The organism is Gammaproteobacteria bacterium, from assembly GCA_034522055.1.
In the GTDB taxonomy this organism is placed as follows: domain Bacteria; phylum Pseudomonadota; class Gammaproteobacteria; order JAABTG01; family JAABTG01; genus JAABTG01.
Window position 1 is genome coordinate 3,583,216 of the sequence record JAXHLS010000002.1, and the last position, 14,064, is coordinate 3,597,279.

General features: G+C 64.8%; 13 protein-coding genes. 9 read left to right on the forward strand and 4 right to left on the reverse strand.

Annotated features, from left to right (window positions below; all coding sequences use genetic code 11):
- Positions 1-27: 27 nt before the first annotated feature.
- Positions 28-525, forward strand: a complete 498-nt coding sequence (locus tag U5S82_17345; protein ID MDZ7753353.1) for a heme-binding protein — start codon at positions 28-30, stop codon at positions 523-525.
- A 276-nt stretch (positions 526-801) separates the two neighbouring features.
- Positions 802-1,131 carry a hypothetical protein gene (locus U5S82_17350; GenBank protein ID MDZ7753354.1) on the forward strand — a complete coding sequence of 110 codons (330 nt, stop codon included), beginning with the start codon at positions 802-804 and terminating at the stop codon, positions 1,129-1,131.
- A gap of 138 nt (positions 1,132-1,269) precedes the next feature.
- On the opposite strand, the gene U5S82_17355 is transcribed toward U5S82_17350, so the two are convergent.
- From U5S82_17355 to U5S82_17370, 4 genes are all read right to left on the reverse strand, one after another.
- A complete protein-coding gene (locus U5S82_17355; GenBank protein ID MDZ7753355.1) occupies positions 1,270-1,659 on the reverse strand; it encodes a DUF2784 domain-containing protein in 390 nt (129 codons plus the stop codon).
- Entirely contained in the window at positions 1,659-2,318 is a 660-nt protein-coding gene (locus U5S82_17360) for a DUF6064 family protein (protein MDZ7753356.1), read from the reverse strand. Before U5S82_17360 ends, U5S82_17355 begins: the two co-directional genes overlap by 1 nt.
- Entirely contained in the window at positions 2,318-3,169 is an 852-nt protein-coding gene (locus U5S82_17365; protein MDZ7753357.1) for an aldo/keto reductase, read from the reverse strand. Before U5S82_17365 ends, U5S82_17360 begins: the two co-directional genes overlap by 1 nt.
- A 102-nt stretch (positions 3,170-3,271) precedes the next feature.
- Positions 3,272-3,754, reverse strand: coding sequence for a TspO/MBR family protein (locus tag U5S82_17370; protein ID MDZ7753358.1), 483 nt, complete (start codon positions 3,752-3,754; stop codon positions 3,272-3,274).
- A 252-nt stretch (positions 3,755-4,006) separates the two neighbouring features.
- On the opposite strand from U5S82_17370, the gene U5S82_17375 reads away from it, so the two are divergent.
- From U5S82_17375 to U5S82_17405, 7 genes are all read left to right on the forward strand, one after another.
- Complete coding sequence (locus tag U5S82_17375) at positions 4,007-4,855, forward strand: HDOD domain-containing protein (GenBank protein MDZ7753359.1); 849 nt, start codon at positions 4,007-4,009, stop codon at positions 4,853-4,855.
- Entirely contained in the window at positions 4,852-5,514 is a 663-nt protein-coding gene (locus tag U5S82_17380) for a flagellar brake protein (GenBank protein ID MDZ7753360.1), read from the forward strand. Before U5S82_17375 ends, U5S82_17380 begins: the two co-directional genes overlap by 4 nt.
- A gap of 494 nt (positions 5,515-6,008) precedes the next feature.
- Complete coding sequence (locus U5S82_17385) at positions 6,009-8,900, forward strand: molybdopterin oxidoreductase family protein (protein ID MDZ7753361.1); 2,892 nt, start codon at positions 6,009-6,011, stop codon at positions 8,898-8,900.
- 70 nt (positions 8,901-8,970) lie between these two features.
- Entirely contained in the window at positions 8,971-9,702 is a 732-nt protein-coding gene (locus U5S82_17390) for a 4Fe-4S dicluster domain-containing protein (protein MDZ7753362.1), read from the forward strand.
- Position 9,703: 1 nt separating this feature from the next.
- On the forward strand, positions 9,704-10,684 hold the full coding sequence (gene soeC / locus U5S82_17395; GenBank protein MDZ7753363.1) for a sulfite dehydrogenase subunit SoeC: 981 nt from the start codon (positions 9,704-9,706) through the stop codon (positions 10,682-10,684).
- Positions 10,685-11,020: 336 nt separating this feature from the next.
- A complete protein-coding gene (locus U5S82_17400; protein MDZ7753364.1) occupies positions 11,021-11,908 on the forward strand; it encodes a DUF6279 family lipoprotein in 888 nt (295 codons plus the stop codon).
- Between the two features lie 241 nt (positions 11,909-12,149).
- Positions 12,150-14,057 carry an ATP-binding cassette domain-containing protein gene (locus U5S82_17405; protein ID MDZ7753365.1) on the forward strand — a complete coding sequence of 636 codons (1,908 nt, stop codon included), beginning with the start codon at positions 12,150-12,152 and terminating at the stop codon, positions 14,055-14,057.
- The last annotated feature ends 7 nt before the right edge of the window (positions 14,058-14,064 follow it).

Below are 14,064 nucleotides of genomic sequence, written 5' to 3' on the forward strand. Positions count from 1 at the left end.
ATCACCAACCACATGCAGAGGATACCCATGCACATATTGAAAAGAGTGTTCATTCCTGCCGTCATGGCGGCAACGGTGTCGCCTACGGCCCTGGCGGCGGATCCCATGACCATCGCCCAGTCCCGCATCTCCATGGACGTGGCCAGCACCATCGCCACGGCGGCGGTGTCCGCGTGCCGCGACAAGGGGATCCCCATCGGGGTTTCGGTGGTGGATCGCAACGGCATCATCCAGGTCCAGATGCGGGATACCACCGCGCCCCCTATCACCCTGAATATCAGCCGCAAGAAGGCCTACACCGCCATCATGTTCAACGCCAAGGGCTCGGATCTGGAAAGCCGGGCCGGCAGTCAGCTCACCAACCTGGGTGAAGGCCTGGCCTTCATGGCGGGATCCGTGACCATCGCGGCGGGTGGCAAGATCTACGGTGCCGTGGGGGTGAGCGGTGCGCCGGACGGCATGGTGGACGAAGAGTGTGCCCAGGCGGGGCTGGACGCCGTGATCATGGACCTCGAGATGCTTTAAGATTTTGCTTTGAGGGATGGTCAGGGGGGATACCCTGTCAATTGGTATGTGAATATTCCACGTATCGTTTCGTGGCTCCATTTTCGTTCACAACGTTTCGTTAAGGTCCACCCTCGCGCCTCGTCGTCCCCGGTCGGCGGGGCGATCTCAACTTAATGGTTTAAAAGGGAAAAAGTTTTTTCGAGCAGGTTGGCACGCGTCTTGATACAACTTGGGCAAGGGCGGTAAAGACGCCCTTTACATCGACCCAAACACAGAGACGTAAGGAGTTATGCCATGAAAAAACTCACCACCCTGTTGCTCGCCGCTGCCTTCTCCACACCCGCCTTCGCCGGCGATGTCGTCGACTTCGGCATCGGTATCGATGAGGGGTATAAGGGCGGCGACAGTAGCTTCGCCACGACCTCGACTGTGCTCCGGTCCAGCGGGCCCGATGTCAGGGACGGCCATGTACTGGACTTCGGTCTCGGCATCGATGAGGGCTATGCCAGCCAGCGGGACTATCCGGCTGAGGAGGTACTGGTCACCGATGAGCGGGATTCCGGTGGCAACCGGCTCGACTTCGGCCTCGGTATCGATTCGGGCTACGAGGACTGCGTGTGCTGAGGGCCTGGGTTCCCGGCCACGCGGCAGGTAGTCGAACTATAATCTGAGTCGCTCGATGCTCTCAGGAAAGCCCATGGGCCGCCACCGGAACCGCAATGATGCGGTCGCCGGGGCGGCCTTTCTGCGTCCAGGGGCTTACTACACCGTTCCCCGTTCTCTTCTCGCGGCGGCGACCCGCCGCCCCAGCAGCACCCCATAGATGACCAGGTTCACCGCCAATACCCCGCCCCCCAGCAACCACTGCATGGAGGGCGTGAGGCCCGGGGGATAGAGCAGGGGCATGAGATAGTGCTCCACGAAGTCACCCTCGTAGCCGGCCTGACCGGCCATCCCCCGCAGCCATTGCTCCAGGGGCGTAAGGGGGCAGGGCCAGCCGCGAAACTCCAGCAGCACCACCCACACTACCGCCGGCAGATGGACCAGGGCGATCCAGCTCCGATACGCCACCAGCAGGCCTCCCAGCACCACGAAGGCCACGAAGACGAGGTGAAGGACCAGGACGCCGTCCGCGGCCAGCCGCGCCAGCATCAGCGCCGCCCCGCGGGGAACGCTATGCGGCGGTTGTGCCACGGTGCGGCCACCACCGTCGCCAGAGCTGCGGGTAGCAATAACACGTCTGCGGGGATCCCCAGCGGGAGGCCGCTCGCGCCCGCCACCACGCACCAGGCCACGGGCACTAGCAGCAGGTGCAGGGGGATGCGCCCGGTGGCCTGGAGCAGCAGGCCGAGGGTGAAGGCGGTGGTGGGGCCCGGCGCCAGGCCCACCAGCCGCAGGCCTTCGGCTGCGGCCAGGTAGTCCACCAGGGGGTAGCCCACCACGCCGTAAATCAGCAGAGCCACGCCGGTCCAGCCGGCGCCGTCGCCCCGGAAGGCCATGGTCGGGCGTCTGCGCGCCACGCCCTGCCACAGCAGCAAGGCAGCCTGCAGCACGAACAGCCCGGCATAGGCGGGGGCGGCGAAGTTGATGGTGGCGAAGTAGTGGAAATGGAACACCATCCCCGTCCACAACCAGCCGGCGGCCAGAACGACGGCCACGACGGTGGCCACCGGGCGACCATACCGGGTGGCGCCGCGCATGACCGGCACGAGGACCGCCAGGGTCAGCAGAAACAGGGGCACCGCCAGGGGCCACAGCTCGCGCAGGTGGCGGGCATGGAGGGCGTATAGCACCTCGGCGGTGTAGGGCACTACAGGCCCGCCACGTAGTCCACCATGCGCCGCCGCTGGGCGGCGTCGGGCAGGGGGCCCGTGACCACCGCCATGTTCTCCTTCATGTGGTCCACCCTGGAGGTGGCGGGGATGGCGCAGGTGATGGCGGGGTGGGAGACGATGAACTTCAGCAGGAACTGGGCCCAGCTGCGGGCCTCCAGATCGGCGGCGAATCCGGGCAGGGGATGGGGTTCGAAGCGATGGATGAGGGCCTTGCGCCGGAAGGGCCGATTGGCGATGACGGCGATCCCCCGTTCCGCCGCCAGGGGCAGCAGCCGCTCCTCCGCCTCGCGGTCGAGGATGTTGTAGGTGAGCTGAACAAAGTCCAGCGGCTCGTTTCTCATCACCGTCTCCAGTTCCCGGTGGCGGCTGCCGTGGGAGGTGGTGACGCCCACGTAGCGCACCCGGCCGGCCTCGCGCTCCCGGCGGATGGTCTCGAGGTGGTCCTCCCGGTTCAGGAGATTATGCACCTGCATGAGATCGAATCGCGGCACCCCCCACAGTTCGCGGGACTCGGCCATCTGCCCGTCCGCCGCGCTGGCCAGCCAGGTCCATACCTTGGTGGCCGAGAACAGGCTCCCGGGGTGGCCCAGTCGCTCCAGGCAGTGGCCGATGGCGGCTTCCGAGGAGCCGTACATGGGGGATGAATCGATCATGCCCCCACCCGCCGCGAAGAAGGCCCTCAGCACCTCCACCCGGTCGGCCAGCAATCCGGCATCGCCGCCCACGTTGAAGGTGACGTAGCTGCCCATGCCGATGACCGGGATCTTCTCTCCGGTGCGCGGAATGGGGCGCATATGGCGGGGCTTTCCGGCGGCCGCCGGGGCCATGCCGAAGGCGCCGGCGGCCCCCAGGGCCGCCAGTCCGCCCAGGAAGCGCCGGCGGCCCGGTGTGAAGGGCGCAATGGTTCGGTGGTTCATGGTCGGCTCCCGTCAGTTCAAGGTGTAGAGCGCGGCGTTCAGCACCGTGGCGAATCCCACCCACGCGATGTAGGGCAGGAACAGCAGACCCGCCACCCTGTCATGACGCCATAACAGCCCCATGGTGGTGATGATGGCCACGAGGAGGATGATGATCTCCACCAGCGCCGCAGCGATTGCCTGGAGGCCGAAGAACAGGCAGGACCAGGTGAAGTTGAGGCCGAGTTGCAGGGCCCAGGCCACCAGGGCCGGGCGGGTCGTCGGCCACGGAGCGCTACGCCAGACCCGCCACCCGGCCACTGCCATGAAAACAAACAACAGGGTCCATATCGGGCCGAAAAGCCAGTCCGGTGGATTGAAGGGGGGCTTCTCCAGGGCCTGATACCAGCCGCCCACGCTGGCGGCGGTAACCAGGCCGTTGGCGGCGTAGACGACAAGACAGATGCCCAGGAAGACGGCCAGGGCCTTGAGGTCACGATGACGGGTGGGTTCCATGGTGGTGATCCTTTTATCCAGGTCTTATGAGACGTTTCGATGCGCGTCGAGTTTCCACGGCGGCGGCACGAGCGGGCCTGATGTGGTCAACAGGCTGGATAGTGCGATAGAGAGGCCTGTATTCGAGGTCGCCCTGGCGACGTCCGCTGCGGTCGCACCCGGTCATTGCGGAAGCGTCCGCGTTCGGGGCCTCAACCCGGTCCCGGGGCGGCCGCTATCTATGTTCCAGCATGGACATGTTTCGCCCGACCAGTGGATAAGCTCAATACTCAGATCCTGCGTATCGTCCGTCACGAGTTGGCGACGGGGGAGTTGCGTTTGCCCTCCCTGCCCGACGTGGTGATGGACGTGTGGGAGCTGTTGCGTAATCCCAAGACTAGCGGTGACGAGCTGGCGCGGGCCATGCGGCGGGACCCGGTGATGAGCGCCCGCCTCATAGCCATCGCCAACAGCGCCTTCTACCGCCGTGCCCGGGCGGTGACGGACGTTCATCAGGCGGTGGTGGTGCTGGGCGACACCATCGTCAGGCACACGGTGGCGATGCTCGGCGTGGCCCGCCTCTACCAGGTGGGGACGAGTCCTGCGGTCAAGCCGTTGCTTCATCACGAGTGGATGCACGGCACCCTGGTGGCCAGCATCAGTGAGCTGCTGGCACGGGAGTGGGGACATCTCACGGTGGATGGGGCCATGCTGGCGGGGCTGATCCACCGCATCGGCGTGCTGCCGCTGCTCACCCTGGCGGAGCGCCAGCCCCGCATGGTGGCGGACGCGGCGATCCGCGAGCACATCATCGGCGGGCTCCATGTCCAGGTGGGAGTGGAATTGCTGAAGGGCTGGGATTTCCCCGAGGAGATGATCACCGTGGTGCGCGAGCACGAGGACCTGGCGCGGGTAAACCACGGCATGGTGGATTACGTCGATATCGTCCAGGCCGCCATCCTGGTGAGCTATCAGGGCACGGCACATCCATGGGCCCAGATGGACTGGGGCGCCGTGGGGGCGGTGTCGGCCCTCGGCATCAGCACCGCGGACGTGGACGATCTGCTGGAGTATTGTGGTCCCCATGTGGGTGAACTGCGTAGCCTGTTGACGAAGCCATGAGTGACAAGAGCACGAAAAACGCGGGTCTCAACCTGCCCCAGGTGGGGGATACCATCTCCCTCGGCATCGAAGGCGCCGAGCACCGCTACGAGGTGACGTGGCTGGGGTTCCTGTTCGAGCACAGCGTCATGGTCACCGCGCCACGGGCCGCCGGCACCCTGGTGCCGGTATACGTCAACGACCCCATCGCCATTCGCTATATCCGCGACAACCACATCCACGGTTTCAAGAGCCAGGTGCTGGTGTACAGCCGCAATCCCTATCCCCACATACACCTGGAGTATCCCAAGGCCATCGCCGACCACCGGGTGCGCGCGGCCCAGCGGGTGGTTACGGAGCTGGAGGGGAGCCTGGTGGTGGACGGCCAGGACGAGGCCGTGACCATCCTCGACCTCAGCGACAGTGGTGCGCGCGTCCAGAGCACCCGGGACGATCTGGCGGTGGATGCCGAAGTGGAGTTGCACCTGGCGGTGGAGTTTGCGGGTACCCGCGAGGACATCAGGCTCGATTGCGTGGTGAGGAACACCAACCTGCACGAGGAGGGCAACCAATTGCTGATGCACTATGGCCTCGCCTTCAAGGACATGGAACGCATGGAGCGCATGATGCTGAGCGGTTTCATCTACGAGCAACTGAGCCGGCAGCGGGCCAACCTCTAACCCGGACACCCATCCCTGCGTAGGCCGGACACCCACTCCAAGAGTGCGAGAGCGTAGGCCGGACACCCACTCCAAGAGTGCGAGAGCGTAGGCCGGAGCGTAGGCCGGACACCCACTCCAAGTGCGTAGGCTGGACCGGAGCGTAGGCCGTACGTAGGCTGGACACCCACCCCAAGGTGAGGTGCGTAGGCCGGACACCCCAAGCGTAGGCCGGACACCCACCCCAAGGCACATGGGAGCGTACGTAGGCTGGACACCCACCCCAAGGTGAGGTGCGTAGGCCGGACACCCCAAGCGTAGGCCGGACACCCACCCCAAGGCACATGGGAGAGTGCGCAGGCCGGACACCCAACCCACGGCCCTGTATATTGGTTCAATAGAATTTTCTAATATACGGAGCAGTAATCTTCGTTGGCGCGACACGCGGTGAACCCCCACACTGTGGGGCCAACACCGGGGACGGCTATCGGCCCCATACAGCGGAGAGAGACCCCGTGGACTACACGGCCAAGCAAACGCCCGCCCATCGGGAGGAGGTCAAGAACACCACCTGCTACATGTGTGCCTGCCGTTGCGGCATCCGGGTGACCCTGCGGGACGGGCAGATACGCTACATCGAGGGCAATCCCGACCATCCCCTGAACCAGGGGGTGATCTGTGCCAAGGGGGCCTCGGGGATCATGAAGCAGGAGTCCCCGGCCCGCCTCACCCGGCCGCTCCTGCGCAAGCGCGGGGCGGAGCGCGGGGAGAGCAATTTCGAGGCCATCTCCTGGGACCGTGCCTTCGAGATCCTGGAACGGCGCCTCGCCGGCATCCGCGGGGACGATCCGAAGAAATTCGCCATTTTCACCGGCCGCGACCAGATGCAGGCCCTGACGGGCATGTTCGCCAAGCAGTTCGGCACGCCAAACTATGCGGCCCACGGTGGCTTCTGTTCGGTGAACATGGCCGCCGGCATGATCTACACCATCGGCGGTTCCTTCTGGGAGTTCGGCGGCCCCGATCTGGAACGGGCCAAGCTGTTCGTGATGATGGGTACCGCCGAGGACCATCACTCCAACCCCCTCAAGATGGCCATCTCGAAGTTCAAGCGCGACGGCGGGCGCTTCATCACCATCAACCCGGTGCGCACGGGCTATTCCGCCATCGCCGATGAATGGATGCCCATCCGTCCCGGCACCGACGGTGCCCTGCTGTTGGCCCTGGTGCACGAGATCATTCGTCTGGGGCTCTACGATCGGGATTTCCTCATCGATTACACCAACGCGCCGGAGCTGGTGAATCTGGACCAGGCCTCCACCGAGCACGGCATGTTCCTACGCACCGAGGTGCCGGAGGAGGAGGGCTGCTTCGACCCCCAGAACAAGCTGTGGTGGGACCGCCATACCAACCGTCCGGTGCTGAACCGGGCCGAGGGCGCCGATCCCTTCCTCCTGGGAAGCTTCCAGCTGGACGATGGCACGCCCGTGAAGCCCGCTTTCCAGCTGCTCAAGGAACGGGTGGCCAAGTACACTCCGGAATGGGCCGCCGGCATCACCGGGATCAAAGCCGGCGACATCCACCGTCTGGCCCACGAGATGGGCGTCACCGCCCGCGACCAGCAGATCGAGCTGCCCATCCAGTGGACCGACGTGTGGGGGCGCGAGCACGAGTCCGTCACCGGCCGTCCCGTGGCCTTCCACGCCATGCGCGGCCTGGCGGCCCATTCCAACGGCTTTCATACCATTCGTGCCCTGTCCATCCTCATGACCCTGCTGGGTACCATCGACCGTCCCGGCGGCTTTCGCCACAAGGCCCCCTTCCCGCGCCCCATCCCGCCCTGCGCCAAGCCCCCGAAGGGGCCGCAGGACGTGCGTCCCGGCGAGATCCTGAACGGCATGCCCCTGGGCTGGCCGGCCGATCCGGACGACCTGTTCGTGGACGACGACGGCAGGCCGGTGCGCATCGACAAGGGCTTCTCCTGGGAGTACCCCCTGTCGGTGCACGGCCTCATGCACAATGTCATCACCAACGCCTGGCGGGGCGACCCCTATTCCCTGGACACCCTGTTGCTGTTCATGTCCAACATGGCCTGGAATTCCACCATGAATACCATGGAGGTCCAGGACATGCTGCGGGACAAGGACGAGAACGGCGAGTACCGCATCCCCTTCCTGGTGGTGAGCGACGCCTTCCAGTCGGAGACCGTGGCCTTCGCCGATCTGGTGCTGCCGGACACCACCTATCTTGAACGCCACGACGTCATGTCCATGCTGGACCGGCCTATCTCCGAGTTCGACGGCCCGGTGGACTCCGTGCGCATTCCGGTAAAGGAGCCCAAGGGGGAGTGCAAGCCCTTCCAGGAGGTGCTCATCGAGCTGGGATCGCGCCTCGGCCTGCCGGCCTTCGTGGACGCCGAGGGCAAGCGCAAGTACCGGGACTACCCGGATTTCATCACCCGCTACGAGACCGAACCGGGTTCCGGTATCGGTTTCCTCGCCGGCTGGCGGGGCACGGGCGGCGAGAAGTTCATGAAGGGCGAGCCGAATCCGCGCCAGTGGGAGATGTACGCCAACAACAACTGCTTCTTCCACTACGGGATGCCCAAGTCCTTCCAGTACATGCGCAACTGGAACGCCGGTTACCTCAACTGGGCCAAGCACCACGGTCTCACTCGTTACGCCGAGCCCATCAACCTGCACATCTACTCAGAGGTGCTGCAGAGTTTTCGGCTGGCGGCCCAGGGTAAATGGGACGGCAAGCAACCCCCGGACCACCTGCGCCAGCGCGTCGAGACCTACTTCGACCCGCTGCCCTTCTACCACGAGCCCCTGGAGACCCAGCGCATCGACACCCAGGAGTTTCCGCTGAACGCCGTGACCCAGCGCCCCATGGCCATGTATCACTCGTGGGACTCCCAGAACGCGTGGCTGCGCCAGATCCACGCCCACAATTATCTGATGGTGAATCCCCGGGTGGCCCGAGAGAAGGGCATCGCCGACGGCGACTGGCTGTGGGTCGAATCGGCCCACGGCAAGGTGAAATGCATGGCCCGCTACAGCGAGGCGGTGGAGCCGGGCACGGTGTGGACCTGGAATGCCATCGGCAAGTCGCCCGGGGCATGGGGTCTGCACCCCAAGGCCAACGAGGCCCGGCAGGGTTTTCTGCTCAATCATCTGATCAGTGAAGAGCTGCCTGCCGCCCAGTTGGATGAGCACCTGTCCAACTCCGATCCCGTCACCGGCCAGGCCGCCTGGTACGACCTGCGGGTACGCATCAGGAAGGCCGAGGCCGGCGAGGACAAGGCCACCTGGCCTGGCTTCAAGGCCGTCAAGCCGGTGCCGGGCCAGACCCACCGGCGGCCACGATGGCAGGCCTATGTGGCGGGGTTGTTCGGCAGGCGCTGAGGATGGCGGGAAGGTGATCGGGCCTGGCTGATGGCGGTTTTGGTGAATAGTGAATCGGGTTGGTGAATAGATGACTCAGTTGGCGTTAATTATCGATCTCAACGTGTGCGTGGGCTGCCATGCCTGCGTCACCAGCTGCAAGTCCTGGAATACCTCCGGGGTGGCGGGGCCCATGGTGGACCATGATCCCTATGGCAAGGACCCCACCGGCACCTTCTTCAACCGCGTCCAGACCTTCGAGGTGGGGGAATTTCCCAACACCGAGACGATCCACTTTCCCAAGAGCTGCCTCCATTGCGAGGATCCGCCCTGCGTACCCGTGTGCCCCACCGGCGCCAGTTACAAGCGTGCCGAGGATGGTATCGTGCTGGTGGATTACGACAAGTGCATCGGCTGCAAGTATTGTTCCTGGGCCTGCCCCTATGGCGTGCGGGAGGTGGACGAGCAGCAGAAGGTGATGAAAAAATGCACCCTGTGCATCGATCGCATCTACGACGAGAACCTGCCGCAGGCCGAACGCAAGCCCGCTTGTGTGCTCGCCTGTCCCACCAGCGCGCGCCTGTTCGGCGATGTCCATGACCCCGACTCTGCGGTGTCCGTGGCCATTCGCGAGGAGGGTGGCTACGCCCTCATGCCCGAGTGGGGCACGCGGCCGGCCAACCACTACCTGCCGCGGCGTAAGACCCGCATCAAGCTCCACGAGGACGAACTGGCGCGGGCCGACAACCCCCTGCGCAAGGAGGGCCCGCTGCCCGAGCCCGAGCCCGGCGCCCAGAGCCTCGACGACGTCATGAGTTGGTGACATGCATCCAGCCTTTTCAGTCATTTTCCTCACTACCCTCATTGGCGTCGGCCAGGGCCTGTTCCTGGCCCTCTACACCGGCCAGCTTTACACTCTGGCCAACCTGCTGCCACCGCAGCATGACCCCCGGTTCTACGCCGTGGGCAGCCTCATCGCCCTGGTGTTCCTGGCGGCCGGGCTGGTGGCCTCCATCTTCCACCTGGGGCGGCCGGAACGGGGCTGGCGCGCCGCCAGCCAGTGGCGCACCTCGTGGTTGTCCCGGGAGATCATCGTGTTGCCCCTGTTCGTGGTCCTGGTGGCCGCCTACGGTGCCGTGCACTACCTGGGCTGGACCCAGCCCTTGTTCGTGGTGTCGGACACCCTTCCGGTGGATGCCAGCCTCATCATCGGCGCCGTGGGCACCCTGACGGCGTTCCTGCTGTTCGTAACCACCGCCATGATCTACGCCTGCCTGAAGTTCCTGCAGGAGTGGCACAGCCCCCTCACCGTGTTCAATTTCATCCTGCTGGGCGGCGCCTCGGGCTTCACCCTGGCCGCAGCCTTCTCGGCCTACACGGGCGGTGGCCTGCTGGGCTTTTACGGCACCTGGGCGGTGATCCTCACCCTCGCCGGCTTCATCACCCGGGGCTGGTCGCTGCGGCGCAACCGGCGGTTGCGCCATAAGTCATCGCTGCAGACGGCCATCGGCGTGCGCCACAGCCATATCGAGCAGAAGGCTCAGGGGGCCATGGGGGGTTCCTTCAATACCCGTGAGTTCTTCCATGGCCGCAGCCCGGCGGCGCTAAGGACCATCCGCCAGTTCTTTCTGCTCATGGTATTCCCCCTGCCGGTGCTGCTGCTGGGCGTGGCCTACCAGATACAATCCGGGACCCTGCCCATGGTCGCCTTCGCCCTGCAGTACGCAGGCCTTGTCGCCGAACGCTGGTACTTCTTCGCCGAGGCCAGGCATCCCCAGAACCTCTACTACCAGCACATCTCCTGAGACTCACTACGGAGACGCCCACTCGAGCGGACCCACTACAGAGACACCCACTCGAGGGGATCCACTACGGAGACACCCACTACAGGATCCACTACGGAGACACCCACTACAGAGACACCCACAGGATCCGACATCTCAAGACGTTACCGAGACACCCACCGAATCCATCATCCCTGCCGAATTCGGGAAGCGGCACGGTAAGAGGTCCCCGCGTGGCCCATCGCGGGGTTCGCTCCGACACTTGAAATACATTCAATCGAGCCCAGCCTCCATGCTGGCCGAACGAAGGCTCGCCCAAGTACTCTGATCCTCGTGGATGATCTCTGGAGGCCCATCGTGTTGCGATTGTCTTGCATCCTGTTGCTTGCGCTGGCTCTGGCCGGTTGCAGCGCCACGCGGCTCGCCTACAACAACGTCGACTGGTTGATCGATCGGCGGGTGAAGGAATATATCGATTTTGCGCCCCGCCAGCGCGAAGAGTGGGAGAAAGACCTGGAGCGGGTTCACGCCCTCCACCGGCGTATCGAGCTGCCCCACGTGGTGGGCTTGCTGACGGCCATTGAGGCCGCCGTACGCGACGGTCTCGATGAGGCAACGCTGCAATGTCTCGTAGACGAGGGTCATGCGCTGGCGCGGCGTCATGGTCGCATAGCCGTGGAACTGGGCGCGCCGTTGCTTGCCGGGCTGGATCCGGCCCAGGTGAACCATCTGGAGGCCGCCATGGCCGCTCGCAATGAGGACTACCGCGACAAGTATCTGGCCGCGGACCCGCAACAACGCCGGGATGCCCGTGTGGAACGTATTCTGGAACGCATCACTCGGTGGACTGGCCGGCTGACCAACGAGCAGCGGGCGATGGTGGAGGCCGAGGTCGTCGCCATGCCGGATCTCGCGCAGCCCTGGTTCGATTATCGCAAGGAGCGCCAGGAGCGACTGCTCGAGTTGCTGCGCGCAGGTGCCGATGCCGTCGAGGTGGCGGAATTCCTCTCAGGTTGGTGGGTGGAGGGCGCAGCCCGGCCGCGGCCCCTGATACGGGCGACCGATGACACCCGGAGCTCCTTCCTGGCCATGCTGGTTCGCCTTTACGACGCCATGGAGCCGGCACAGCATCGCCGCACTGCGGCGCGTATCGCGGAACTGCGTGCCGACCTGGCAGGCCTCACGACGGGCCCCGAGTCCCTGCTGGCCGGGTCTTGCCGAGGGACGCCCACGGTGGTGCGTTGAAGGGCCGCTCAGGAAAGGACCGCGAGATTAGAGGACACAAAAGTGGGTGTCCTGATAGCACTCTCTGATAGCGCTAAAGTGGGTGTCCTTACAAAGAAAGGGGCATGCCTGTGGTAAATATCGATACCCCATGTCCTCTCGATTCCCCTGCCAATGGCCTTGGTGCACCGAGGGGCCATGCCGTTATACTCGGCACTGCGGTGCACACCGTACCGTGCCTTCTACTCGAGTAACCTCTGCCATGCTCCTGATACGCCTCGACAAGGCCTCCCTCGCCTTCGGCCACCGGCCGTTGCTGGACCACGTGGACCTGGAGGTGCGTCGCGGTGAGCGGGTGTGCCTGCTGGGCCGTAACGGTGAAGGTAAGTCCTCGCTGTTGGGGGCCATAACCGGGCGTGTGCATCTGGACGAGGGAACCGTATTCGTGCGTCCCGGGGCCCGCGTGGCCTGGCTGGATCAGGAAGTGGCTTTCGACGGAGAGGACGCAGTGTTCGATGTGGTGGCAGGTGGGTTGCCGGAGCAGGGCCGGCTGCTGGCAGACTACCATCATGCCGCCGCTGCCCTTTCCCATGACCCGTCCGCGGCCAACATGCAGCGCCTGGAAGATCTGCAGCATCGCCTCGAGGCGGCGGATGCCTGGCAGTTGGAACAGCGGGTGGAGGCGGTGCTGTCACGCCTGGGATTGGATGGCGACACGCCCATGGGTGACCTGTCGGGCGGTTGGCGCCGCCGGGCCATGCTGGCCCGCGCCCTGGCCTGCGATCCCGAGGTGCTGCTGCTGGACGAGCCCACCAACCATCTGGACATCGAGGCCATCACCTGGCTCGAGGAATTCATGACGGAGTATGCCGGTGCGCTGCTGTTCATCAGCCACGACCGCGCCTTCGTGCGCCGCCTGGCCACCCGTATCGTGGAACTGGACCGCGGTACCCTAAGCTCCTGGCCCGGCAGCTACGATGACTATCTGCGGCACAAAAGCGAGCAACTCGAAGTGGAGGCGCGCCAAAACGCTCGCTTCGACAAACGGTTGTCCGAAGAGGAGGCGTGGATCCGTCAGGGTATCAAGGCCCGGCGTACCCGTAACGAAGGCCGCGTGCGTGCCCTCGAGGCCATGCGTGACGAGCGCCGCCGCCGCCGTGAACGTAGCGGCACCGCCAAACTGCGTCTGGAAGCCGGAGAGGGTTCGGGCAAGATGGTGGCGGAGGCGGAGGATGTCAGTTTCGCTTACGGAGACGGTGATCCGGTGATCCGCGGGCTTACCACCACCGTGCTGCGTAGCGACCGTATCGGCATCATCGGCCCCAACGGCGCCGGCAAGTCGACGCTACTGAAGCTGTTGCTGGGCGATCTCGAGCCCACGGACGGCACCATCAAGCGCGGCACTCGACTGCAGGTGGCGTACTTCGATCAGCAGCGCGCCGTTCTCGACCCCGAGGTCTCGGTCATGGACTCGGTAGGCGATGGCCGGGAGACCGTCACCATAAACGGTCGCGACAAGCATGTGGCGGGCTACCTGCGGGATTTCCTGTTCCCACCCGAGCGCCTGCGCTCACCCGTGAGTACCCTGTCGGGCGGCGAGCGCAATCGCTTGCTGTTGGCGCGCCTGTTCGCCCAGCCCGCCAACCTGCTGGTGATGGACGAGCCCACTAACGATCTCGATGTGGAAACCCTGGAATTGCTGGAGGAACTCCTGATCGATTATCCCGGTACCCTCCTGCTGGTGAGCCATGACCGGGCCTTTCTGGACAATGTAGTCACCGGCACCCTGGTGTTCGAAGGTGGTGGCCGGGTGATGGACTACGTGGGTGGCTACACCGACTGGCAGCGCCAGGCCGCTGCGCGAAAAGTCGACAATGCGATCCAGGCCGCTGCTCCGTTGAAGAATGCGGCTTCCAGGGAGGGCCAGCCAAAGGCTAAATCCAGCACACCCAAACTATCCTATAAGGACCAGCGCGAGTTGGAGGCCCTGCCTGGGCGTATTGAGGCGCTGGAAAGCGAGCAGGCGAGCCTGGAAGCCACCATCTGTGATTCTGGATTCTATCAACAGACCAAGAACCAAGTAGATGATACTTTTGAACGCCTGGCGACCGTGAGGCAGGAATTGGAAGTCGCCTTTGAGCGTTGGGAGGCCCTGGATTACAAAGACTGATACCTGA

Coding starts and splice junctions, on each gene's coding strand:
- U5S82_17350 (MDZ7753354.1), top strand. CDS start 802: ATGAAAAAACTCACCACCCTGTTGCTCGCCGCTGCCTTCTCCACACCC.
- U5S82_17345 (MDZ7753353.1), top strand. CDS start 28: ATGCACATATTGAAAAGAGTGTTCATTCCTGCCGTCATGGCGGCAACG.
- U5S82_17355 (MDZ7753355.1), bottom strand. CDS start 1,659: ATGCTGGCGCGGCTGGCCGCGGACGGCGTCCTGGTCCTTCACCTCGTC.
- soeC (MDZ7753363.1), top strand. CDS start 9,704: ATGCATCCAGCCTTTTCAGTCATTTTCCTCACTACCCTCATTGGCGTC.
- U5S82_17370 (MDZ7753358.1), bottom strand. CDS start 3,754: ATGGAACCCACCCGTCATCGTGACCTCAAGGCCCTGGCCGTCTTCCTG.
- U5S82_17365 (MDZ7753357.1), bottom strand. CDS start 3,169: ATGGCCCCGGCGGCCGCCGGAAAGCCCCGCCATATGCGCCCCATTCCG.
- U5S82_17405 (MDZ7753365.1), top strand. CDS start 12,150: ATGCTCCTGATACGCCTCGACAAGGCCTCCCTCGCCTTCGGCCACCGG.
- U5S82_17380 (MDZ7753360.1), top strand. CDS start 4,852: ATGAGTGACAAGAGCACGAAAAACGCGGGTCTCAACCTGCCCCAGGTG.
- U5S82_17390 (MDZ7753362.1), top strand. CDS start 8,971: ATGACTCAGTTGGCGTTAATTATCGATCTCAACGTGTGCGTGGGCTGC.